Raw genomic sequence first — 21,094 nt, 5'->3', positions numbered from 1 at the left:
GTCAAGACTTGTTTTCGAACGTGCAGTTCGGAGCGCTCGGCGGCGGCCGAGGGAACGTGCCAGTAATAAACATGTAGACTGTATTCATGGCGAACCGAGCCGATGCCCCGCCGCCGCCCACGGGCTACCTGCTCTGGCACGTGTCCCTGCGCTGGCGCGTCGCCATGGACCGCACCCTGGCGCCGCTCGGGCTCACGCACGCCCAGTACGCCGTCGTGGCGTCGCTGCACGGCATGATCATGAGCGGTGTCCGGCCCAGCCAGCGGCAGCTGGCCGACTACAGCGGCCTGGAGCCGATGTACATCTCCCGGCTCGTCCGGACGCTGGAGCGGGCCGGGCTCGTGGAGCGCGCCGACAACCCGGACGATCCCCGGGCCGTGCAGCTCTCGCTCACCGCGCGCGGCTCGGAGGTCGTGGCGAAGGCCGTCCCCGGGGTGCGGGAGCTGGAGGACCGCTACCTGGAACCGCTGGGCGGCCGCGACTCCGCGCGGAACGTCGAGCTGAGGCGCGCCCTCCAGACGCTGCTCGCGCACGCCGACGCGCTCGGCGGCACCCCCGCCCCGGCGGCGTTCGGCGAGGCCGCCGGCTGACGCCGCGGCCGGGCCCGGTTCACCGGCCGAGGTCGTCGAGCTGGGCCCACAGCCGGGACGCCTCCTCGCTGAGCGGCTCGCCCGGCACCAGGCGCTCGGGGTGGCCCGGAGGCGGGGACGCGAGCGCGGACGGGCACTCCTCGGCCTCGGCCTCGTCCGCGCGCTCCGACATGTACCGCATGTACTGGCTCGGAGTCATCCCGATCACGCCGAAGCCGACGTAACCCATCCCGGCGCCGAGATACCGCAGCGCCCGGCGGAGCAGGCCCCGTCCCATCGCGTCCTCCCGTCCTGAGCACCCGCGGGCGCGGGGCACGGACGGAGTGTGCGGAGCGCCGCTCAAGGGGCGGTGGAAGATCGGTGGGCGGGCGCCCGGCCGCCGGCCGCGCGGCGCGGCACGTCCAGCGGTCGTCCAGTGGCCGTTGAGCCCGCCGGGCGACTCTGCCCAGGTGAGTACGCAGACGATGCCGACAGACGCGGTGCGGTGGTACGGCTGCCCCGCGTGCCGCGAGCTGACGTACGGCAAGCGCTTCGACCGTTCCCTTCGGGTCTGCCCCGGTTGCGGGGCGCACACCCGGCTCACCGCGCGCGAGCGGATCGCCCAGCTCCTCGACGAGGGGTCGGTGACCGCGCTGGACGACGTCGCGGTGGCCGAGGACCCGCTCGGCTTCACCGACTCGCGGCCCTATCCGGAGCGGATGGCGCAGGCGCGCGCGGAGACGGGCGAGCGGGAGGCCGTCACCTGCGTGACCGGGACGCTGGAGGGCCACCCGGTGGTGGCGGCCGTCATGGACTTCCGGTTCATGGGCGGCAGCCTCGGCGTGGGCGTCGGCGAGCGGCTGGCGCGGGCCGCGCGGGTCTCCCTCCGGACCCGCGCGCCGTTCCTGCTGGTGACCGCCTCCGGCGGGGCCCGGATGCAGGAGGGCGCCTTCTCCCTGATGCAGATGGTGAAGACCAGCCAGGCCCTCGCCGAGCTGGACGAGGCGGGCGTGCCGACCGTCTCGGTCATCACCGACCCGACCTACGGAGGGGTGGCCGCGTCCTTCGCCACCCTGCCGGACGTCATCTTCGCCGAGCCGGGCGCCCGGATCGGGTTCGCCGGGCCCCGGGTGATCCAGCAGACGATCCAGCAGGAGCTGCCGGACGGCTTCCAGACCGCGGAGTTCATGCTGGAGCGGGGCTTCGTGGACGCCGTCGTCCCGCGCGCGGCGCTGCGCCCTGCGCTGGGCTGCGTGCTCGCCGCCGCGCTCGGCGCGAAGCCCGCGGCGCCGGCCGCCGGGCCGGCCGGGGCGGGCGTCCGGCTCGTCCGCGACCCGGCGGAGCTGCCCGCACGGGACGCGTGGGAGGTCGTCGGGCTGGCCCGGCACCAGCGGCGCCCGACGACCGTCGACTACATCCGCCAGCTGCTGGAGGACTTCCAGGAGCTGCGCGGCGACCGCGTGTCGGGCGACTGCCCCGCGATCGTGGGCGGGACCGGGCGGCTGGACGGGCGTCCCGTCGTGGTCATCGGCCACCAGAAGGGCCGCGACACCGCCGACCGCATCGCGCACAACTTCGGCATGGCCTCGCCCGCCGGCTACCGCAAGGCGGGGCGGCTGATGCGGCTCGCGGCCAAGCTGCGGCTGCCGGTCGTCACGCTGGTGGACACGCCGGGCGCGCATCCGGGCGTCGAGGCGGAGGAGCGCGGGCAGGCGTGGGCGATCGCCGAGAACATCCGGCTGATGACCGGCCTGCCGGTGCCGATCGTCTCGGCGGTCGTCGGGGAGGGCGGCAGCGGCGGCGCGCTGGCGCTGGCCGCGGCCGACCGGGTGCTCGCGCTGGCCGGCGCCGTCTACTCGGTGATCAGCCCGGAGGGCTGCGCCGCCATCCTGTGGAAGGACCGCGAGCTCGCGCCGCTGGCCGCGTCGGCGCTGCGGCTGGACGCCCGCGACCTGCTGCGGCAGGGGATCGTGGACGCGGTCGTGCCCGAACCGGACGGCGGGGCGCACGAGGACCCGGTGGCCGCCGGCGAACTGCTGCGCGGCGCGCTCACCGCGACGCTGGACGAACTGGCCGACATCGCCCCGGCCGACCTGGTGCGGCGGCGCCGCGCCCGGTTCGGCGCGTTCGGGGCCGAGGAGCGAGGTGCACATGACTGAGGACCCGACCGCCGCGAGCACGCTCGACGACCTGTGCCGGCGGGCCGCCGAGCTGATCGGCGCCACCGCCGGGCCGCTGAAGAGCGTCCGGGTGCGCGCGGGCGAGTTGAGCGTCGAGGTGGAATGGCCGGACCCGGCCGCCGCTCCCGCCGCCCCTGCGGGCCCGGCGCCCGCCCCGGCGGCGCCCGCCCTGCCCGCCGGCGAGCCGGCCGCCGGGGACGCCGGTCCCGCCGACGACGGCTCCTTCAGCGTCGAGGCGCCGCTCGTCGGCACCTTCTACCGCGCGTCGGCCCCCGGGGCACGGCCGTTCGTGGAGGTCGGCGACGAGGTCGAGGAGGGCCGGCAGGTCGCCATCGTCGAGGCGATGAAGCTGATGAACGCCGTCACGGCCGAGCGCGCGGGCCGTGTCGTCGAGGTGCTGGTGCCCGACGGCCGGCCCGTCGAGTACGGCCAGCCGCTGTTCGTGCTCGCCCCGGTCTGAGCACGCCGCGCGCGGCAAGCCGGGCCCGTCCCGGGCAACTCCGCCACTGAGGAGTCTTCATGTTCTCCACCGTCCTGATCGCCAACCGGGGGGAGATCGCGCTGCGTGTGGCGCGCACCTGCCGGGAGCTGGGCATCCGCACCGTCGCGGTGTACTCCGACGCCGACCGCGACTCCGCGGTGACGCGGGTCGCCGACGAGTGCGTCCGCATCGGCCCGGCCGCCCCCCGCCGCAGCTACCTCAACCCCGCCGCCATCGTCACCGCCGCCCTGCAGGTGGGCGCCGACGCGGTGCACCCCGGCTACGGCTTCCTGTCCGAGGACCCCGACTTCGCCGAGATCTGCGCGGCCGAGGGCCTGACGTTCGTCGGCCCGTCCGCGCCGGTGCTGAGCCGGCTGGGCGACAAGGCCCAGGCCCGGGAGATCGCCCGGCGGGCGGGGCTGCCGGTGCTGCCGGGCAGCCCCGAGCCGCTGGAGACGGTCGAGCAGGCGAAGTCCGTCGCGGCGTCCATCGGCTACCCGGTCATCATCAAGGCGGTCGCCGGGGGCGGCGGCCGCGGCATGACGGTGGTGCGCGACCCCCGCGAGCTGCCCCGCGCCTACGTGGAGGCGCGCGCCGGCGCGCAGGTGGCCTTCGGCGACCCGCGGCTGTACGCCGAGCGGTACCTCGACCACGCCCGGCACATCGAGGTGCAGATCCTCGGCGACGGGGAGGGCGGCGTCGTCCACCTCGGGGAGCGCGACTGCTCGGTGCAGCGGCGGCGGCAGAAACTGGTCGAGGAGACCCCCGCGCCGGGCCTGCCGCGCGAGCTGGCCGACCGGATCTGCGCGGCCGCCGTGCACTCCGCGAGCGAACTGCACTACCCGGGCGCCGGCACCTACGAGTTCCTCGTCGACCGGGACGGCGGCTTCTACCTGATGGAGGTCAACTGCCGGATCCAGGTCGAGCACCCGGTGACGGAGCTGGTGACCGGCGTCGACCTGGTCCGCGAGCAGCTCCGCGTCGCCGCGGGCGACGGCCTGTCGGTCCGGCAGCGCGACATCGTCCCGCGCGGCGTCGCCATCGAGACGCGGGTCAACGCCGAGGACCCGGCGCGCGGGTTCCTGCCGACGCCCGGCGTCCTGGACGAGTTCGCCCCCCCGGGCGGCCCCTTCGTCCGGGTGGACACCCATGCGCGGCCCGGCATGCGGGTCACCGCCGACTACGACCCGCTGCTGGCCAAGGTGGCGGTGTGGGCGCCCGACCGCCGGCAGGCGATCGCGCGCGCCGACCGGGCGCTCGGCGAGTTCCACGTCACAGGCAAGGGCATGCGGACGACGCGCGACTTCCTGCGCGGCGTCCTGGAGAACCCGGCGTTCCGCGCGGGCAAGCACACGACCGCACTGGTCGACGAGATGAGCACCGGAGGGGACCGATGAGCGCTGGAGCACCGATGAACGCCGGGGCGCCGATGAACGCCGAAGCCGACACGCCGGTCGTCATCGCGGGCGGGAGCCTGGTCGGGCTCGCCACCGCGCTGTTCCTGGGCCGGCACGGCGTGCCGTCCATGGTCGTCGAGCGCAACGAGGGCCTGTCGCCGCATCCCCGCGCGCGGGGGGTCAACGCCCGCGCGATGGAGCTCTTCCGGTGGGCGGGCATCGAGGACGAGCTGCGGGCCATGCCGTCCGCGAAGGCGCTCGCCGGCAACAGCGGCATCATCGCGGCCGAGAGCCTCGCCGGGAGGGAGCTCGGCGCGCTCAAGGAGGGATACCACCGCGACACCGGCGCCGACGACGACGACGCGGGCTGGCTCGGCGCGACCGGCTGGTGCCTGTGCCACCAGCACGAGGTCGAGCCGCTGCTGCGCGAGCACGCCGCCCGGCACGGCGCCGACCTGCGGTTCGGCACCGAGCTGACGGGCTTCGACCAGGACGCGGACGGCGTGACCGTCCGGCTGCGCGACCCCGCCGGCGCCGAGCGCTCCGTCCGCGCCGGCTACCTGGTCGGCGCGGACGGGGCGGGCAGCCTCGTGCGCCGCCTGCTCGGCATCGGGATGGACGGGCCCGGCGCCCTCGCCCACTTCCTCAACGTCCAGTTCAAGGCCGACCTGACCGGTCCGCTGCGCGGCCGCCGGTTCGTCATGTGCTACACGATCAGCGGGTCGTCGCGCAGCGGGCTGCTGCCGGTGAACAACGCCGACGAGTGGCTGCTGCACGTGCCGTACGAGCCGGACCGCGCCGCCGAGTTCACCCCGGAGCACTGCGCGGACCTGGTGCGGACCGCCGCCGGCGTGGACGGCCTGGACGTGGAGGTCGAGAGCGTCGCCTCCTGGGAGTCGGCCGGGCGGGTCGCCCGCTCCTTCGCCGCCGGGCGGGTGCTGCTCGCCGGTGACGCGGCGCACGTGATGCCGCCGACCGGCGCGTACGGGTCCAACACCGGCGTCCAGGAGGCGCACAACCTGGCGTGGAAGCTCGCGGCCGTGCTGCGCGGGCAGGCCGGCCCCGGGCTGCTGGACACCTACGAGCAGGAGCGCCGCCCGGTCGCCGAGGCCACCGTGGAGCAGGCGGTGCTGCGGTCCAAGGACCGCCCGCGCATCGCGGGCGGCCCCAGCCCGGCCCCGGACCCGCGGATCCAGCCCGACCCGGTCGTCACGTTCGGCCAGGTCTACCGGTCGGCCGCGGTGGAGCCGGACGGCGCCGTCGGCGACCCGCTGTGGGAGCCCGAGCCCACCGGGCGGCCCGGCACCCGCGCCCCGCACGTCATCGTCAAGCGGGACGGGCGGCTCGCGTCCACGCTCGACCTCTACGGCGACGGGTTCGTGCTGCTCGCCGGACCGGACGGCGCGGCCTGCGCGGACGCCGTGCGGCGGGCCGCCGACAGGTCCGGGGTCGCCGTCGAGACGGCCGTCATCGGACGGGACGTCCACCGCGTCGCGGTCGACCTGTGCGGCGCGCACGGGCTGACCGCAGCCGGCGCCGTGCTCGTGCGCCCGGACGGGTTCGTCGCGTGGCGGAGCGCCGGCCCGCCGGCCGAGGGCGACGGCGTCGACGGGCTGTTCGAGCGGCTGCTGTGCAGGTCCGCGCCCGCCGCCGTCGCGGACCGGGTCGCCGGCTGACAGGGGCCGGGACGACGGCCGCGCCGCCTCCGAGCGCTCGGGCTCGGGGGCGGCGCGGCCGTTCGGCGCGCCGGGCGGTGCTCAGGCCGGCGGCTCGGGCTCCGGGGCCGCCGCCTGGGCCGCTGTCGAGGCCCGGCCGCCCACCGCCTCGTACCAGGCGTCGTGGACCTCGTAGACCTCGTAGTGGCCGGCCGGGCGCGTCCGGTCCTGGTAGGGCCGCAGCGGCGACGGGTGCCCGGCGGCGCGCAGCGACCGCTCCCAGGCGCGGTAGGAGGCGAGGTCGCGCCACGCCATCATCAGCGCGTACCGGCCGTCCGCCTCCTCGACCGCCAGAAGCTCGTGGCCGATCAGCCCCGGCGTGCCCCGCAGCGCGCGGCCGGCCTGCTCGTAGGCGGCCGTGACCGCCCCGGTGGGGCCGCGGGGGTCGCGGTAGTGGACGACGACGCGGACGGGTCTCTCGGACACGGGCTACTCCTCGCTGCGTGGACGGGTCGCGGACGGTGGGCAGGCGGGGGAGCGCGGGGACGGGCGCCCGGTCAGTCGTAGTAGGCGGGCGCGGCCCGCAGGTCGGTGAGGTTGGCGGGCTCGTGGCCGCAGATGATCAGCGCGTCCTCCGCGGCGGCCAGGTCGACGAGCTTCTTCGTGGACGCGCGGACCTCAGCCTCGTCCATGTCGAAGGGGAAGACGGGCCGCTTCTGCGGGTCGAGCGCGGCGGCCATCGGGATCGCGTCGGCGGCGAGCAGCACCGGCCCGGTGCGGGGCAGCCGGACCAGCACCGACTGGTGTCCGGGCACGTGCCCGCCCGACTCGATCAGCTCGATGCCGGGGAGCAGTTCGGTGTCGCCGTCGATCAGGCGGAACCGGGCGTCCGGCCGGTCCCAGCGGTCCCGGGTGGCCGCGCAGCGCGCCCCGGCGTCCGAGGCGGCCCACGCGTGGTGGCGCCGCTGGACGACGAACTCGGCCGCCCCGAACAGGTCGTGGTTGCCGGCGTGGTCGGGGTCCAGATGGGTGCAGACGACGAGGTCGACGTCGCCGGGCGCGACGCCGAGGCGGCCGAGCTGGGCGGGCACGTCCTCGCCCGGTTCCAGCTCGACGCGCTCGTCCGGATCGGTGCGGTGCGCGCCGGCGCGGTCGCGCGGCGGGCCGGTGTCGACGAGCACGACGGCGTCCGCGGTGGTGATGAGATACGCCGGGACCGGCGCGCCGATAGGCCGGATCCGGCCGCTGAAGAGCAGTTGAAGCTTCATTCTTCACTCCGGAGTCTGCGGTCGCCGCCCGTTGCCGGAGACCGGGCGGCCAGCGTAGAGCCGGCGGATCGAATGCCGGTCGACCGGATCGGCGGCCGCCCGAAACCTTGATTTGCGGGTAATCTTTCAAGCCTTATTTATAGGCCCGTTACATGGCTGCAACCCGGGATTCTCGGGCACGCCGGATGACCTTGGGAAATCGCGTTCTGTGGTCGCTCGTGTACAGCGTGGGCGAGTCCGAAAAGACGCGGAATAGCTGCCGCCAGTTATCGGCGCCGAGATGGTGGGCGACCGGGTGCGCGCGCCGGTGCGAGCGGTCTTCGAGTGGGCTCCGAGCAGCCATGGTGCACTGTGAGGCGGTCTTCGTTCGCGAAGGGCGAGGTCGCCGCCCATCGGGCCGTCCGGATCTTGTGCAGAGGTCGCCCGATACGGCGAGAGGGTGCGCGGCCCGGTTCCCGGATGGCCGGGCAGAGAATTGTATAGAGGGTGATGCGAATTTTCAAGAGGCGCGTGCGGCGTGCGGTGACTGCGCTGCGAGCGGCCGTTGCCTGAGCCTTCGATTCGGTCGAGAATTTGCCGGGTTGTTATTCGCGTGGGCTGAGGTTAATCGAGATGTGATGTGACGACAGAACACTGGGAAGGGTGCATGTATTTCCGGATTCTGGGTCCGCTGTGGGTGGCCAATGGGGGCATGGAACTCACCCCCACCGCGCCGAAGGTGCGGCAGGTGCTCGCCTTCCTGCTGGTGCGGTGCGGGAAGCTCGTGCAAGTGGGCGAGCTCATCGACGAGCTGTGGGGGGACGAGCCACCGGCCAGCGCCATGACGACTCTTCAGACGTACATCTACAAACTCCGCAAGGATGTGTTGGAGCGTTGCACGTCGGCGACCCTCCATACCAGGGTCTCCGGGTATCTGCTGGACGTCTCGGCGGAACGCGGTGACCTGCTGCGGTTCGAACGACTGGCGCACGAGGGCCGCACGGCCCTCGACGAGGGCGACGCCGCCCGTGCCGCCGACCGGCTCTGCGAGGCGCTGGCGCTGTGGCGCGGGCCCGCGCTGGCCGACGTGTCGGCCGGCGAGATCCTGTCCGCGCACGTGACCAGGCTGGAGGAGGAGCGGCTGCGCACGCTGGAGCTGCGCATCACCGCCGACCTGGAACTCGGCCGGCACCGGCAGCTGATCAGCGAGCTGAAGATGCTGGTGTCGGAGCATCCGCTGAACGAGCGGTTCCACTCCCATCTGATGATGGCGCTGCACCGGTCCGGGCGCCGCTACGAGGCCCTGGAGGTCTACCAGGGGCTGCGCCGGATGCTGATCGACGAGCTGGGCATGGAGCCGTCCGCGGCCGTCCAGCAGCTCCACCTGAACCTGCTCAACTCCGACGCCGAGTCCCGCGACGAAGGCGCCTCAGCTCCCCTCGTGCGCGGCCGTTTCGAGACCCTCCTGGTGCCCGCGCAGCTCCCCCCGGACATCTCTGACTTCGTGGGCAGGGAGGAGGTCCTGCGGGACGTGCGCCGCCACCTGGTGCGTCCCCAGGGCGAGAACACGGCCGCGCGGGCGGTGTCGATCTCCGGCATGCCGGGGGTCGGCAAGACCGCCCTCGCGCTGCGGGCCGGCCACGCCGACCGCGCGGAGTTCCCCGACGGCCAGCTCTACGCCGACCTGCGCGGCTCGGGCGACCGGCCGACCGACCCGCACGAGATCCTGGAGGGCTTCGCGCGGGCGATCGGAGTGCCGGCCGCGGAGATCCCCGGCAACCTCCAGGAGCGCAGCAAGCTGTTCCGCACCTGGAGCATGGGCCGGCGGGTGCTGGTCGTGCTGGACGACGCGCACTCGGTGTCGCAGGTCGCGCCGCTGCTCCCGGCGTCGCCGAACTGCGCGGTGATCATCACCACCCGGCGGGGCCTCTACAGCCTGCCGGGGGTGCGGCACGTGGAGCTGGACGTGATGTCGACCCGCAACGCGATGGCGCTGATCGAGGCGGTGAGCGGCCGCCGGTTCGGCGCCGACGAGCTCGGCGCGGCCGAGCGCGTCGTGCGGCTGGCCGGGCGGCTCCCGCTCGCCGTCCGGGCGGTGGGGTCCCGGCTCGCGGCCATGCAGACGTGGCCGGTGGAGAAGCTGGCCGCGCAGCTGGAGAGCCTGCCGCGTCGGCTCGACCTGCTGTCGTTCGCCGAGCTGGACGTGCGGGCCCGGCTGGCGTCCGGCTACCGGCGGCTGGACGCCGGCGACCGCAGCGCGCTCCGCCTGATCAGCCTGCTGCCGCCGCCGGACTTCACCGCGACGACCGCGGCCCGGCTGATCGGCAACGGCACCGACGAGGTCGAGGCCCAGCTGATCCGGCTGGCGGGCTGCCACCTGCTGTCGGTCAGCATGGGCGGCGGCGGGGAGATCCGCTACCGGCTCCACGAGCTGGTGCGCGTGTTCGCCCGCGAGCGCCTCGACGAGGAGCTGCTGGAGCCGGCGGCCCGGGACCGGCCGGAGGCGGCCCCCGCGGCGGCCGCCGACCACGCCCGCGCGGTCCGCGAGGGCGTCCGCCCGGCGCGCGAGAACGGCCGCCCCGTGTGGGAGAGCGTCGGCGAGCGCCCCGACTGCGGGCACGAGCACCGCGACCCGCACATGGTCCGCGCGGCGGCGCCGGCGGAGCCGCCGCCCAGGCGGGCGCGTCCCGTGAACGGCGTGGTGAAGGCGCTCGGCAATGGCTGAGCGCCGGCCCGCGCCCGGATTTCCATCCCGGGTCCAGCGGAGTTCAAGCCGCTGCCGCGACAGTGGGGCCACATCGGCACGAGAGGAGAGACGATGGCCCGGTTCACGGTGAACGACGTCCGGCGCATCCTGCGGGACTGCGCGGGCGAGCCCGACTCCATCAGCCTGGACTCGGAGATCGGCGCGGTGTCCTTCGACGAGATGGGCTACGACTCGCTGGCCCGCCTGGAGCTGGCGGCGCGGATCCAGCAGGAGTTCCTGGTGGCGATCCCCGACGAGCAGGTCGAGGAGCTCCGCACGCCCGACGACGTGGTCGACTATGTCACTCCGCGCATCGCCGCGGCGTGACGGGCCGCCCGGGGACGTGGTCGGGCGGGTGCGCGTGCTGGTCTACGCGAGCGCGCCCGGCGACGACCCCCGGGCGGTCGAGGACGCCTACCACACCGTCAGCGGCGCCCTCGCGGGCACGCCGGGACTGCTCGGCAACGCGCTGCTGCGGTCCGTCCACGAGCCGGGGGCCTTCGTCGTGATGAGCGAGTGGGCCGACCTGGACTCGTTCCGGGAGTGGGAGGAGGGCGCCGGGCACCGCGGCGCCACCGCCCCGCTCCGCCCCCTGCAGGACGGCCGGGGCCGCGGCCCGTTCGGGATCTACGAGGTCACCGCCGCCTACTGAGCGGCGCCCGCTCGCGCCCGCTCCACGACTCCTCCGCGATCCGGCGGTGCGCGAGCAGCGGCTCCCACCAGGCGCGGTTGCCGCGGTACCAGCGGATGGTCTCGCGGACGCCGCGCTCGAACGCCACCTCGGGCGCCCACCCGAGCGTCCGCCGGATCCGGGAGGAGTCGAGCAGGTAGCGGCGGTCGTGCCCGGGCCGGTCGGACACCAGCGTCTTGAGCGACCCGGGCAGGCCGAGCTCGTCCAGCACCAGGTCGGCGATCTCCTCGATGGTGCCCTCCTCGCCGCTGCCCACGTGGTAGGTCTGGCCGGGCTCGCCGCGGGCGAGGATCAGGTCGATGGCCCGGCAGTGGTCGGTCACCGAGATCCACTCCCGCTTGTTGCCGGTCGAGGCGTACATCGGCAGCGGCAGCCCGGCCAGCGCGTTCGTGACGAACAGCGGCAGCACCTTCTCCGGGAACTGGTAGGGGCCGTAGTTGTTGGCGCAGTTGGAGATCGTCACCGGCAGGCCGAAGGTGTGCTGGTAGCTGCGTACGACATGGTCGGCGCCCGCCTTGCTGGCGCTGTAGGGCGTGTGCGGCAGGTAGGGGCTGGACTCGGTGAACGACTCGGTCGAGTCCAGCGCGAGATCGCCGTAGACCTCGCACGTGGACACCTGGTGGAACCGGCCCACCCCGGCCCGCCGGCACGCCTCCAGCAGCGACTGCGTCCCGAGGACGTTGGTGCGGAAGAAGCGCGCCGGCTCCAGCACGGCCAGGCTGTTGTGGGTCTCGGCGGCGAAGTTCACCACCACGTCCACGTCGTTCGCGCGCAGGACCCTGGTCATCGCCTCCTCGTCGGCGATGTCGTGCTGGACGAAGACGATCTCGGCGCGGACCTCGTCGAGGTTGCGCACGTTCCCGGCATAGGTCAGGGCGTCGATCGCGACCAGCCTGTCCTCGGGGTGGACCGAGCGCCAGTAGCGCACGAAGTTGCCGCCGATGAACCCGGCGGCGCCCGTCACGGCGATGGTGCGTGCCATCTGTCTCCCTTTCGGCTCGCTGTCTCCCGGAGCGTCGCCGCACGCTCGCAACGGCTGCTCGATTCCCGAGCGAGATGGCTCCCGCGGCGGCTCCCGGGAACGTCCCTCCAGCGCCCCTTGAGAACGGCGCGCGACCGTGTCCCTGCTCGATCACACCTGCGGAAGGCTCGATCACACCTGCGGAGGGACAGCCGATGCTGAGCAGACGGGGAGTCATCAGGCTGGGGGCGGTCGCCGCCGGCGCGGCGGCGCTGCCGGGGACGGCGGCGATCGGGCGGCGCGGCCGCGCCTGGGCGGACGTCACGGCGCCGCCGCCGTTCTCGGTGCCGCTGAGCGTGCCGGAGACGGCCGTCCCGGTGCGCCGGACCGCGACCACCGACTACTACGACATGACGATCCGGGACGGCGCCGCGGAGATCCTGCCCGGCGTCAGCACCCCGATCATGGGTTACGAGGGGCGCTTCCCCGGCCCGACCATCCGCGCCGAGGCGGGCCGCCGGGTCGTCGTCCGGCAGACGAACGCGATGACGCACGAGACCGTGGTGCACCTGCACGGCGGCCTCGTCGCGCCCGGCCAGGACGGGCATCCGGCCGACGCGATCGCCCCCGGCGCCGACCGGCGGTACGTCTACGGCAACCGGCAGCCCGCGGCGACGCTCTGGTACCACGACCACAGCCACCACATGGAGGCCGAGATGGTCTTCCGCGGGCTGGCCGGGTTCTACCTCCTCGGCGACCGCCGCGAGCGCCGCCTGGGCCTGCCGTCCGGCCGCTACGACGTGCCGCTGATGCTGCGCGACGCGCGGTTCGACGAGCAGGGCCGGCTCCTGTTCGAGATGGACGACTTCCGGTACCGCAACACCCTGCTGGTCAACGGCCGTCCGCAACCGTACCTGCGGGTGGCCGGCCGCAAGTACCGGCTGCGGCTGCTCAACGGATCCAACGAGCGGTACTTCACGCTGCGGCTCGGCGAGGGCGACGGCGACGCGATGACGGTCATCGCGTCCGACGGCGGTCTGCTGCCCGCCCCCGTCACCGCCGCCTCCGTCACGCTGTCGCCCGCCGAGCGCGTGGACGTGGTCGTGGACTTCGCCCGGTACCGGCCCGGCACCCGCGTCGTCCTGCACAACACCGACGGGACGGACGACGCGACCACCAGCGTCATGCGGTTCGACGTCGGGCACCGCGTCCCCGACTTCAGCCGCGTGCCGGAACGGCTCGGCCGCGCGCACGACCTCGGCGAGGCCGTCGCCACCCGCGACATCGCCATGAACCTCGACCTGTCCACGGGCCGGTTCGTCATCGACGGCAGGACGTTCGACATGGACCGCGTCGACATGAGGATCAAGCGGGGGGAGACCGAGATCTGGCGGGTCCACAACCGCGACGTCCAGCCGTCGGTGCCCCACAACTTCCACGTGCACGGCACCCATTTCCAGGTCCTGGACCGCAACGGGCGGCCGGTCACGGGGCACGAGGCGGGCCGCAAGGACACCGTCGCCGTGCCGATCGGCGGCGACGTGCGGCTCAAGGTCCGCTTCGACCGGTACCTCGGACGCTACCTGTACCACTGCCACCTGCTCGACCACTCCTCCATGGGGATGATGGCGCAGGCCGAGGTCATCGCATGACCGAGGTCACCACCGTCGCTCCAGAGGTGCTCTAGCCCCGCGCGAAAGCGTTTCAGTTCCCGACCCGGCGACGTCCAGGAGGAATCCGCACCATGGCGGGACACACCGACAACTCGATCGTCATCAACGCGCCGATGGACCTGCTCTGGGACATGACCAACGACGTCGAGTCCTGGCCCCGGCTGTTCAGCGAGTACGGTTCCGCCGAGATCCTGGAGCGCGACGGCGACACCGTCCGCTTCCGGCTCGCGCTGCACCCCGACGAGAACGGCACGGTCTGGAGCTGGGTGTCCGAGCGCACCCCGGACCCGGCCACCCGCACCGTGCGGGCGCACCGGGTGGAGACCGGCGTCTTCGAGTACATGAACCTGCACTGGGAGTACGAGCACGTCGACGGCGGCGTGCGGATGCGCTGGACGCAGGACTTCGCGATGAAGCCGGACGCCCCGCTGGACGACGCGGGCATGACCGCGCGCCTCAACCGCAACACCGCGGTCCAGATGGAGCGCATCAAGCGGATCGTCGAGGAGGCCGCCGAGCGCGCCGCCGGCGGCGTCCGCTTCGACCACACCGGCCGCCGCGTCCTCGTCACCGGCGGCACCCGCGGGCTCGGCCGGGCGATCGCGCTGGCGTTCGCCCGCGCCGGCGCCACCGTGCTGACCTGCCACCGGCAGGACGGCCCCGCCGTCGACAGCCTGGTCAAGGAGCTGGCCGAGACGCCCGGCGACCACAAGGTCGTCAAGGCCGACCTCGGCGACGAGGCCGACGTCGACCGGCTGATCGGCGAGTGCCGCGCCCACCTCGGCTCGCTCGACGTGGTCGTCAACAACGCCGGCACGATCAGCCACGTGCCGTTCGAGAAGCTCGGCGCGGACGAGTGGCGGCGGATCCTGGACGTGAACCTGACCGGCGCCTACCTGGTCACCCAGAAGGCGCTGCCGCTGCTGACGCCCGGCGCCTCGATCATCAACGTCGGCTCGAAGGTGGCCACGGTCGGCATCCCGCTGCGCGCCCACTACACCGCGTCCAAGGCGGGCCTCATCGGCCTGACCCGATCGCTGTGCAAGGAGCTCGGCCCGCTGGGCTACCGCGTGAACCTCGTGGCGCCCGGCCCGGTGCAGACCGAGGAGGAGGTCCCGCCGGAGATCCTGGAGCGCTACCAGCGGCTCACCGCGCTCGGCCGGCTCGGCCAGCCCGCCGACATCGCCGGCGCCGTGCTGTTCCTGGCGAGCGACCTCGGCGCGTGGATCAGCGGGGAGACCCTCAACGTCGACGGAGGCATCTGACATGGGCACCACGGACAGGGGCGGCACGGGCATGGGCGGCACGGACGCGCGCGCGGGGAGCGGCATCTTCCGCGTGATGCTGCGGATGCACATCCACCAGGGCCAGGAGCGGGACTTCGAGGAGACCTGGTACAAGGTCGGGCACGCGATCACCGAGCACCCCGCCAACCTGCGCCAGTGGCTCTCCCGCAGCGACGACGAGGACGGCGTGTACTACGTCGTCAGCGACTGGGTGGACGAGCCGGGGTTCCGCGAGTTCGAGCGCAGCCCCGAGCACCTGGACCACCGCACCCGGCTGCACCCGTTCCGGGCGTCGGCGTCGATGGTCACCATGCACGTCGTCTGCGAGATGACCGGCCGGGCGCTGCTCGACGGGCCGCCGGCCCGGCCGGCCCCGTCGGCCGCGCCGCGCTAGCGGACCGGGCCGGTGGGCGCCGTCGCCGCGGCCGCCCCGAGCCAGGTGCGGCGCAGCCCGTCCGGCAGCGGGGTCCGCGGCCGCCAGCCGAGGACCTCGCGGGCGCGCCGCACGTCGAACCACACGTCGCGGCGGTCGAACCCGCGGGCGGGCAGCCGCTCCACGCGCGGCTCCCGCCCGATCGCCGCCGCGACCAGCCCGACCAGCTCGCCGAGGGACACCGGCACGCCGGAGCCGACGTTGAACACCTCCGGCGCGCCCCCCTCGGGCCGCCGGTGGACGAGGTGACGGGCGTGCAGGAACGCCTCGACGACGTCGTCCACGAACACGTAGTCGCGGCGCGCCTCCGGCGGCCCGTAGAGCCGCAGCGGCCGCCCGGCCGCCGCGGCCTCCAGCCAGTGCCCGACGACCCCCTGCATGGTCCCGGTCCGCTGGCCGGGGCCGTAGGCGTTGGCGATCCGCACCACGATCGGGCGGACCGCGTCGCGCGCGCCGAACAGCGCCCGTTCGAGCCCGGCCTTGGACCTGCCGTAGGCGGTGGCCGGGCCGAGCGGGGCGTCCTCCCCGTACGGCGGGGCGGTGTCCGGCGCGTACACGGCGCCGGCGCTGCCGGCCAGGATCAGCGCCGGCCGGTCCCCGGCGCGGCGCAGCGCGGCCAGCAGCCCGGTGAACGCGGCGTGGTCGGCGGCGACCCGCTCGGGGTGCCGCTCGGCGAGGGCCGGGTTCACGGTGCTGGCCAGATAGAAGATCGTCCGGGCGGTGCGCAGGGCGGGCGCGGGGAGCCCGCCCGCCACCGCCGGGGTCGCGCGGGTGACGGGCGCCGTGGGAACGCCCGCCAGCGTCAGCGCCCGGGTGAGCCGGGCGCCGATGAACCCGCCCGCTCCCACCACGGCCACCGGTTCCGGTTCCGTGTTCGCGTTCCTGTGAGCAACCACGTCCCGAACGGTTCCAGCGGCGGCTCGACGGCCGCTGTGAACCGGATCGAGGCGCCCGAACGAGGAAGAGGTACGTGTGATGCACGTTCTGGTCACCGGCGGCGCCGGGTTCATCGGGTCCCGGGTGGCGGCGGCGCTGCTGGCCGCCGGGCACCGGGTGCGCGTCCTGGACGCCCTGCTGCCCGAGCTGCACTTCACCGAGCCGCGGCTGCCCGACGGCGTCGAGTTCGTGAAAGGCGACCTGCGGGACGAGGACGCCGTGCGGGGGGCGCTGCGCGGCGTCGACGCGGTCAGCCACCACGCCGCGATGGTGGGCCGCGGCCGGGAGATCCTGGACGCCCGCCGCTACGCCGACTGCAACGACCTCGGCACCGCGACGCTGCTCGTCGGCATGGTCGAGGCGGGCGTGCGGCGGCTCGCGTACGCCAGCTCCGTCGTCGTGTACGGGGAGGGCCGGTACCGCTGCCCCCGGCACGGCCTGGTGCGCCCCCGGCGCAGGGCGGTGCCCGACCTGGAGGCCGGGCGGTTCGAGCCGCGCTGCGCCGAGTGCGGGCGCGAGCTGGCCGCCGAGGCGATCGAGGAGGACGACCCGCTCGCCCCCGCCTACAACATCTACGCGGTGACCAAGCTGGCGCAGGAGAACCTGGTGGCCGCCTGGGCGACCGACACGGGCGGGAGCGCGTCGGCGCTGCGCTACCACAGCGTGTACGGGTCGGGGATGCTCGGCAGCTCCTACACCGGCGTGGCGGGCACGTTCCACCACGCCGTGGTGGAGGGGCGCCCGCCCCGGGTGTTCGAGGACGGCCTGCCGCGCCGCGACTTCGTCCACGTGGCCGACGTGGCGGAGGCCAACGTCGCCGCGCTCGAGCGGGGCGGGCCGGGGTTCCGCGCCTACAACGTCGGCAGTGGGACCCCGCACACCATCCTCGACGTCGCGACCTCGCTGGCCGCCGCGGCCGGCGGGCCGCCGCCCGTCGTGACCGGCGAGTACCGGGTGGCGGACGTGCGGCACGTCTTCGCCTCGCCGGCCCGGATCATGGACGAGCTGGGCTGGCGGCCCCGCGTCGGGCTGGCGGCCGGGCTGCGCGAGTTCGCCGCCGACCGCGTCCGCGGCGGGGTGGCCTAGCGCTCGGCCCGGCGGCAGACGAAGGCCACGAAGAAGCGGGTCGTGTAGACCTCCACGACCTCGTCGAAGACCTCGTGCAGCAGGGGCTCCACCGCCGCGGCGGGCAGCAGCTGCGTCCGGTACGACGCCCACCGGACCCGGCCGCCCGTCGCGCGCAGCACGGCCGCGTTGGCCAGGAACAGCGCGGAGCGCCCGAGGTGCCGGCCCGCGCCGTAGCGGCCGCGCTGGTAGTCGTGGTAGTTGTCGATCGTCCACAGGTTGCCGACGATGGTGCCGCCGGGCTCCACGAACGTCTGCAGCCGCTCCAGGACCTTCCGCACCCGCCCCATGTGGTGGATCGCGTCCACGCAGAGGACGAGCGGCGCCGGCGCGATGTCGTCGAGCGCCCAGAAGTCGCCCTGGCGCAGCGTGAGCCCGGGATGGTCGACCCGGTCGCCGGTGATCTTGAGCGCGTGCTCGGAGATGTCGTTGGCGAGGATCTCCTTCGCCGGGGTGAGGCCGGCGGCCATCGCGGTGAACTCGCCGGTCCCGCAGGCGAACTCCAGTACCCGGTCGGCGCTCCGGCCGTGCTCCTCGATGAACTCGGCGATCTTCTTCTTCTGCGCCCGGAAGTCGTCGCCGAGCACCGGGCGGCTCTCCACCTCCTCGCGGTCCCAGAACCGCCTGGCCCAGTAGTCGCGCCCCTCGGGGGCGTGGTCGCCGATGAGCCGGTGACCGGCGCTGACGAACGTCTCAGCTAGCATGAACGGCCCTTTCGAAGACGGCGTCGTCGCCTCGCCCACGTCCCGCATGCCGCGTGTCGAGGCCCAGGCCGAAGCCTTCGGTATCCCGGTCGAGGTGCCCTAGAAGCCCGGTGGACCGGATGTCGAGCGGGCGTCGATCCGCGGGTGCGAGCGTCCTGCGCGGAATCGTGTCCGCGACGAGAGGAGCCGCCCCGTGGGCGAGGGAATGGGACGCCGCGAACTGATCGGGAAGGGCGGGCGGCTGGTGCCCGCGGCGGGCGCCGCGGCGCTGCTGACCGCGGCGCTGGCGCCGGACCCGGCGTCGGCCGAGACCGCGACGCGGGTGCGCATCCCGCTGCCGGGCACGTGGGCGGTCACCGTGACCATCACCGACCTGCCGGACTTCCCGCCCGAGCGGGGCCTGTTCGCGTTCGGCGCGGACGGCCTGCTCACCGGCACCGGCGGCGCGTCGAAGATCGTCGGTTTCGGCACCTGGACGGCCACCGGCCCCGCCGCGTTCGCGGTGGACTACCGGCACTACGTCATCTCCGACGACGGCAAGGTGACCGGGACGGTGCGGGTGAAGCAGACCGGCCGGCTGCTGTCGCCGGACAGGCTGACGATGGTCGGCGAGGCCGCGCAGGTCGACAACGACGGCAACGTGGTGGTCACGCTGCACGCGTCGTCCGTGGGCGAGCGCTACGGCTACGGCCCGGCCGATCTCGGCTGCTGAGCGTCCGCGGAGGGGCTGGGGCCGCCGGCCAGCCGACGGCCCCAGCGCTTGTAGTAGCGGGCCCGGACGAGCCGCCGCGGCAGTATCCGCGACATCGCGACCCGCCACCGGTAGTCCGCCCCGGGGACGCAGACCGGGCGCCCGGCCGCGACGGCGTCCAGCGCGTCGCGGGCCACGTCGTCCACGTCGAGCAGCCGGCCGAGCCGCCCCGACTCGCGGTGCCCGGCGGACCGGTGCAGCCGCGTCCCGCCGGTCGACCCGGGGCACAGCGCGGTGACGTGGACGCCGTTCCAGCAGACCTCGCCGTGCACGCTCTCGCTGAACGACGTCGCGAACGCCTTGGCCGCCGCGTACGGGGCGCCGCCGGGCGCGGGCAGGAAGCCCATCACCGACGAGACGTTGACGACGCCGCCGTGGCCGCGCGCCAGCATCCCGGGCAGCGCGGCCCGGGTCAGCCGGACCAGCGCGCCGGTGTTGAGCGCCAGGCCGTGCGCCAGCTCGGCCGGGTCCCGGCGGGCGAGCGGGCCGATGCCGCCCAGCACCCCCGCCCCGTTGACCAGCAGGTCGACCGGGCGGTCCGGGTCGGCGAGGCGCGCGGCGGCCCGCTCCAGGCCGGCCGGGTCGGCGAGGTCGGCGGGCAGCGTCTCCACGACCGTTCCGTGGTCGCGCTCCAGCTCGGCGGCGAGCGCCGCGAGCCGCGTCCCGTCCCGCGCGACCAGCACCAGCGCGCTCCCCTCGGCGGCCAGCCGGCGCGCGAACGCCGCGCCGATGCCGCCCGACGCGCCGGTCACCAGCGCGCTCCCGTACCGCGTCCGACTGCGCGTCATGTCCGCCTCCTCGTCACCAGGCGACCGGCAGGGCCAGCGGGCCCCGGATCATGGCGCCGGTCCGCCACTCCGGCGGCCGTCCGGGCTCGGCGTGCCGCAGCCCGGGGAACCGCTCCAGCAGGGTGCCCAGCGCGACCGCCAGCTCCGCCCGCGCCAGCGCGGCGCCCAGGCAGCGGTGCGCGCCGTGCCCGAACGCCAGATGCGGGTTCGGGTCGCGGCGCAGGTCGAGCCGGTCGGGGTCGGTGAACACGGCGGCGTCCCGGTTGGCGGAGGTGAGCGCCGGGAGCACCGCCTCGCCGGCCCGGACCCGCGTCCCGCCGAGGTCCAGGTCGCCGGTCGCGACCCGGATCGTCCCGCCGCTCGCGGAGACCGCCACGTAGCGCAGCAGCTCCTCGACCGCCGCCGGCATCAGCTCCGGGTCGGCGCGCAGCTCGGCGAGCCGGCCGGGGCGGTCCAGCAGCGTCTGCACCGACCCCGCGATCAGGCCGGCCGCCGTCTGGTAGCCGGCCACGAGGAGGGTGACGCCGAGCGCGACCAGCTCCTGCTCGGTGAGCCGGTCCTCCTCCCGCGCGGTCACCAGCGCGCTGATGAGGTCGTCGCCGGGGTCGGCGCGGCGGGCCGCGACCAGCGAGCCGAAGTAGCCGCGCAGCCGCTCGGCCGCGCGCCGGACGGTCTCCGGGTCGGTGCCGGTCGTGCCGAGGTAGTCGTCGGCCCACGAGCGGAACCGGTCGTGGTCGGGTTCCGGGACGCCCAGCAGCACGCAGATCACCCTGATCGGCAGCGGGGCGGCGTAGCGGGCCACGAGGTCGGCCGGCGGGCCGGCGGCGGCCATGGCGTCCGCCAGCTCCCCGGCGATCGCGGCGATCCGCGGCCGGAACCGGCGCATCCGGTGCGCGGTGAACTCCCCGGCGACCAGCCGCCGCAGCCGGGTGTGCTCCGGCGGGTCCAGCGTGGTGATCGAGCCGGCCTCCAGCGCGATGCCGCGCACCCGCGGCGCGCCCTCCCGGGCGGCGGCGGCCCGGCTGATCCGCTCGTCCGCCAGCAGCCGGTGGTTGTCGGCGTACCGGCTGGCGAGCCAGGCCGGCCGCCCGTCGGGCAGCCGGACCCGGGCGAGCGACCCCCGCTCCCGCAGCCGCACGTACTCGCGCGCCGGGTCCGGCCCCGGCGGCACCTGCGGCGGGAACCGCAGCTCCGGTCCGCTCGGGGCGGCGCCGGCCAGGCCGTCGCTGCCCGTGTCGGCGCCGCCCGTGTCGGCGCGGCCCGTGTCGGTGTCGGCGTCTGCGGTGTCGGCCATGTCCGCTCCCTGGCTCGGCTGCGTGCGCGACGGGCATCGTCGGCCGACCGGTTCGAGGCCGACTCGACGCGGGTCCGCCGACCGTCCTCGATCACGGCTCGAGGAGGACGCCCGACGCTGGCCGTGTGCGGACGCCGCCGGTGCCCGCCGCGAACGAGCCGACCGGAGGGAGCACCC

The 21,094-nt window shown here is 74.9% G+C and carries 21 protein-coding genes; 13 read left to right on the top strand and 8 right to left on the bottom strand.

Going from position 1 to position 21,094, the window contains the following annotated elements:
• Positions 1-86: 86 nt before the first annotated feature.
• Positions 87-590, top strand: coding sequence for a MarR family winged helix-turn-helix transcriptional regulator (locus tag ABFX46_RS00545; protein ID WP_346039337.1), 504 nt, complete (start codon positions 87-89; stop codon positions 588-590).
• Between the two features lie 19 nt (positions 591-609).
• Here ABFX46_RS00545 and ABFX46_RS00540 read toward each other — a convergent pair whose 3' ends face one another.
• The gene (locus ABFX46_RS00540; protein WP_346039336.1) at positions 610-867 is read right to left on the bottom strand and encodes a DUF6059 family protein; all 258 of its coding nucleotides are present in this window, start codon (positions 865-867) and stop codon (positions 610-612) included.
• A 172-nt stretch (positions 868-1,039) separates the two neighbouring features.
• Here ABFX46_RS00540 and ABFX46_RS00535 point away from each other — a divergent pair, with 172 nt between their 5' ends.
• From ABFX46_RS00535 to ABFX46_RS00520, 4 genes are read left to right on the top strand one after another with little or no spacing between them, the layout of a single operon-like run.
• The gene (locus ABFX46_RS00535; protein WP_346039335.1) at positions 1,040-2,728 is read left to right on the top strand and encodes an acetyl-CoA carboxylase carboxyltransferase subunit alpha; all 1,689 of its coding nucleotides are present in this window, start codon (positions 1,040-1,042) and stop codon (positions 2,726-2,728) included.
• Positions 2,721-3,209 carry an acetyl-CoA carboxylase biotin carboxyl carrier protein gene (gene accB / locus ABFX46_RS00530; RefSeq protein WP_346039334.1) on the top strand — a complete coding sequence of 163 codons (489 nt, stop codon included), beginning with the start codon at positions 2,721-2,723 and terminating at the stop codon, positions 3,207-3,209. Before ABFX46_RS00535 ends, accB begins: the two co-directional genes overlap by 8 nt.
• A gap of 59 nt (positions 3,210-3,268) precedes the next feature.
• Positions 3,269-4,627: an acetyl-CoA carboxylase biotin carboxylase subunit gene (locus ABFX46_RS00525; RefSeq protein ID WP_346039333.1), complete on the top strand. Its 1,359-nt coding sequence runs from the start codon at positions 3,269-3,271 to the stop codon at positions 4,625-4,627.
• Positions 4,624-6,303 carry an FAD-dependent monooxygenase gene (locus ABFX46_RS00520; RefSeq protein ID WP_346039332.1) on the top strand — a complete coding sequence of 560 codons (1,680 nt, stop codon included), beginning with the start codon at positions 4,624-4,626 and terminating at the stop codon, positions 6,301-6,303. The genes ABFX46_RS00525 and ABFX46_RS00520 overlap by 4 nt, the downstream gene beginning before the upstream one ends.
• 81 nt (positions 6,304-6,384) lie before the next feature.
• Here ABFX46_RS00520 and ABFX46_RS00515 read toward each other — a convergent pair whose 3' ends face one another.
• Positions 6,385-6,768, bottom strand: coding sequence for an antibiotic biosynthesis monooxygenase family protein (locus tag ABFX46_RS00515; protein WP_346039331.1), 384 nt, complete (start codon positions 6,766-6,768; stop codon positions 6,385-6,387).
• A gap of 71 nt (positions 6,769-6,839) precedes the next feature.
• Positions 6,840-7,550, bottom strand: a complete 711-nt coding sequence (locus tag ABFX46_RS00510) for an N-acyl homoserine lactonase family protein (protein ID WP_346039330.1) — start codon at positions 7,548-7,550, stop codon at positions 6,840-6,842.
• 691 nt (positions 7,551-8,241) lie between these two features.
• Here ABFX46_RS00510 and ABFX46_RS00505 point away from each other — a divergent pair.
• The 3 genes from ABFX46_RS00505 to ABFX46_RS00495 all read left to right on the top strand — a co-directional run bounded on the left by ABFX46_RS00505 (position 8,242) and on the right by ABFX46_RS00495 (position 10,927).
• Positions 8,242-10,254, top strand: coding sequence for an AfsR/SARP family transcriptional regulator (locus tag ABFX46_RS00505; RefSeq protein WP_346039329.1), 2,013 nt, complete (start codon positions 8,242-8,244; stop codon positions 10,252-10,254).
• 93 nt (positions 10,255-10,347) lie between these two features.
• Complete coding sequence (locus ABFX46_RS00500; protein WP_346039328.1) at positions 10,348-10,602, top strand: acyl carrier protein; 255 nt, start codon at positions 10,348-10,350, stop codon at positions 10,600-10,602.
• A 28-nt stretch (positions 10,603-10,630) separates the two neighbouring features.
• Positions 10,631-10,927 (top strand): antibiotic biosynthesis monooxygenase family protein, encoded by a 297-nt coding sequence (locus ABFX46_RS00495; RefSeq protein WP_346039327.1) that lies wholly within the window; start codon positions 10,631-10,633, stop codon positions 10,925-10,927.
• On the opposite strand, the gene rfbB is transcribed toward ABFX46_RS00495, so the two are convergent.
• A complete protein-coding gene (gene rfbB / locus ABFX46_RS00490; RefSeq protein WP_346039326.1) occupies positions 10,911-11,948 on the bottom strand; it encodes a dTDP-glucose 4,6-dehydratase in 1,038 nt (345 codons plus the stop codon). The two genes, ABFX46_RS00495 and rfbB, sit on opposite strands and share 17 nt — an antisense overlap.
• A 194-nt stretch (positions 11,949-12,142) precedes the next feature.
• Here rfbB and ABFX46_RS00485 point away from each other — a divergent pair, with 194 nt between their 5' ends.
• The 3 genes from ABFX46_RS00485 (at position 12,143) to ABFX46_RS00475 (ending at position 15,280) form a co-directional block, all read left to right on the top strand.
• Positions 12,143-13,579, top strand: a complete 1,437-nt coding sequence (locus tag ABFX46_RS00485; protein ID WP_346039325.1) for a multicopper oxidase family protein — start codon at positions 12,143-12,145, stop codon at positions 13,577-13,579.
• 92 nt (positions 13,580-13,671) lie between these two features.
• On the top strand, positions 13,672-14,865 hold the full coding sequence (locus ABFX46_RS00480) for an SDR family oxidoreductase (RefSeq protein ID WP_346039324.1): 1,194 nt from the start codon (positions 13,672-13,674) through the stop codon (positions 14,863-14,865).
• Between the two features lies 1 nt (position 14,866).
• Positions 14,867-15,280 carry an antibiotic biosynthesis monooxygenase family protein gene (locus ABFX46_RS00475; protein ID WP_346039323.1) on the top strand — a complete coding sequence of 138 codons (414 nt, stop codon included), beginning with the start codon at positions 14,867-14,869 and terminating at the stop codon, positions 15,278-15,280.
• Here the strand turns inward: ABFX46_RS00475 and ABFX46_RS00470 are convergent.
• On the bottom strand, positions 15,277-16,176 hold the full coding sequence (locus tag ABFX46_RS00470; RefSeq protein ID WP_346039322.1) for an NAD-dependent epimerase/dehydratase family protein: 900 nt from the start codon (positions 16,174-16,176) through the stop codon (positions 15,277-15,279). The two genes, ABFX46_RS00475 and ABFX46_RS00470, sit on opposite strands and share 4 nt — an antisense overlap.
• Before the next feature lie 118 nt (positions 16,177-16,294).
• Here ABFX46_RS00470 and ABFX46_RS00465 point away from each other — a divergent pair, with 118 nt between their 5' ends.
• Positions 16,295-17,341 (top strand): NAD-dependent epimerase/dehydratase family protein, encoded by a 1,047-nt coding sequence (locus ABFX46_RS00465; protein ID WP_346039321.1) that lies wholly within the window; start codon positions 16,295-16,297, stop codon positions 17,339-17,341.
• Here ABFX46_RS00465 and ABFX46_RS00460 read toward each other — a convergent pair.
• Entirely contained in the window at positions 17,338-18,084 is a 747-nt protein-coding gene (locus tag ABFX46_RS00460; RefSeq protein ID WP_346039320.1) for a class I SAM-dependent methyltransferase, read from the bottom strand. The genes ABFX46_RS00465 and ABFX46_RS00460 overlap by 4 nt on opposite strands.
• Before the next feature lie 193 nt (positions 18,085-18,277).
• On the opposite strand from ABFX46_RS00460, the gene ABFX46_RS00455 reads away from it, so the two are divergent.
• A complete protein-coding gene (locus tag ABFX46_RS00455; RefSeq protein ID WP_346039319.1) occupies positions 18,278-18,796 on the top strand; it encodes a hypothetical protein in 519 nt (172 codons plus the stop codon).
• Here the strand turns inward: ABFX46_RS00455 and ABFX46_RS00450 are convergent.
• Positions 18,769-19,623 carry an SDR family NAD(P)-dependent oxidoreductase gene (locus ABFX46_RS00450; RefSeq protein ID WP_346039318.1) on the bottom strand — a complete coding sequence of 285 codons (855 nt, stop codon included), beginning with the start codon at positions 19,621-19,623 and terminating at the stop codon, positions 18,769-18,771. The genes ABFX46_RS00455 and ABFX46_RS00450 overlap by 28 nt on opposite strands.
• Positions 19,624-19,636: 13 nt before the next feature.
• Positions 19,637-20,917, bottom strand: a complete 1,281-nt coding sequence (locus tag ABFX46_RS00445; RefSeq protein ID WP_346039317.1) for a cytochrome P450 — start codon at positions 20,915-20,917, stop codon at positions 19,637-19,639.
• Between the last annotated feature and the right edge of the window lie 177 nt (positions 20,918-21,094).

This window comes from Actinomadura chokoriensis, assembly GCF_039529475.1.
GTDB lineage: Bacteria > Actinomycetota > Actinomycetes > Streptosporangiales > Streptosporangiaceae > Spirillospora > Spirillospora bangladeshensis.
The sequence above is the reverse complement of the archived record's forward strand: the minus strand, read 5'-3'. Positions and strand labels throughout refer to the sequence as shown.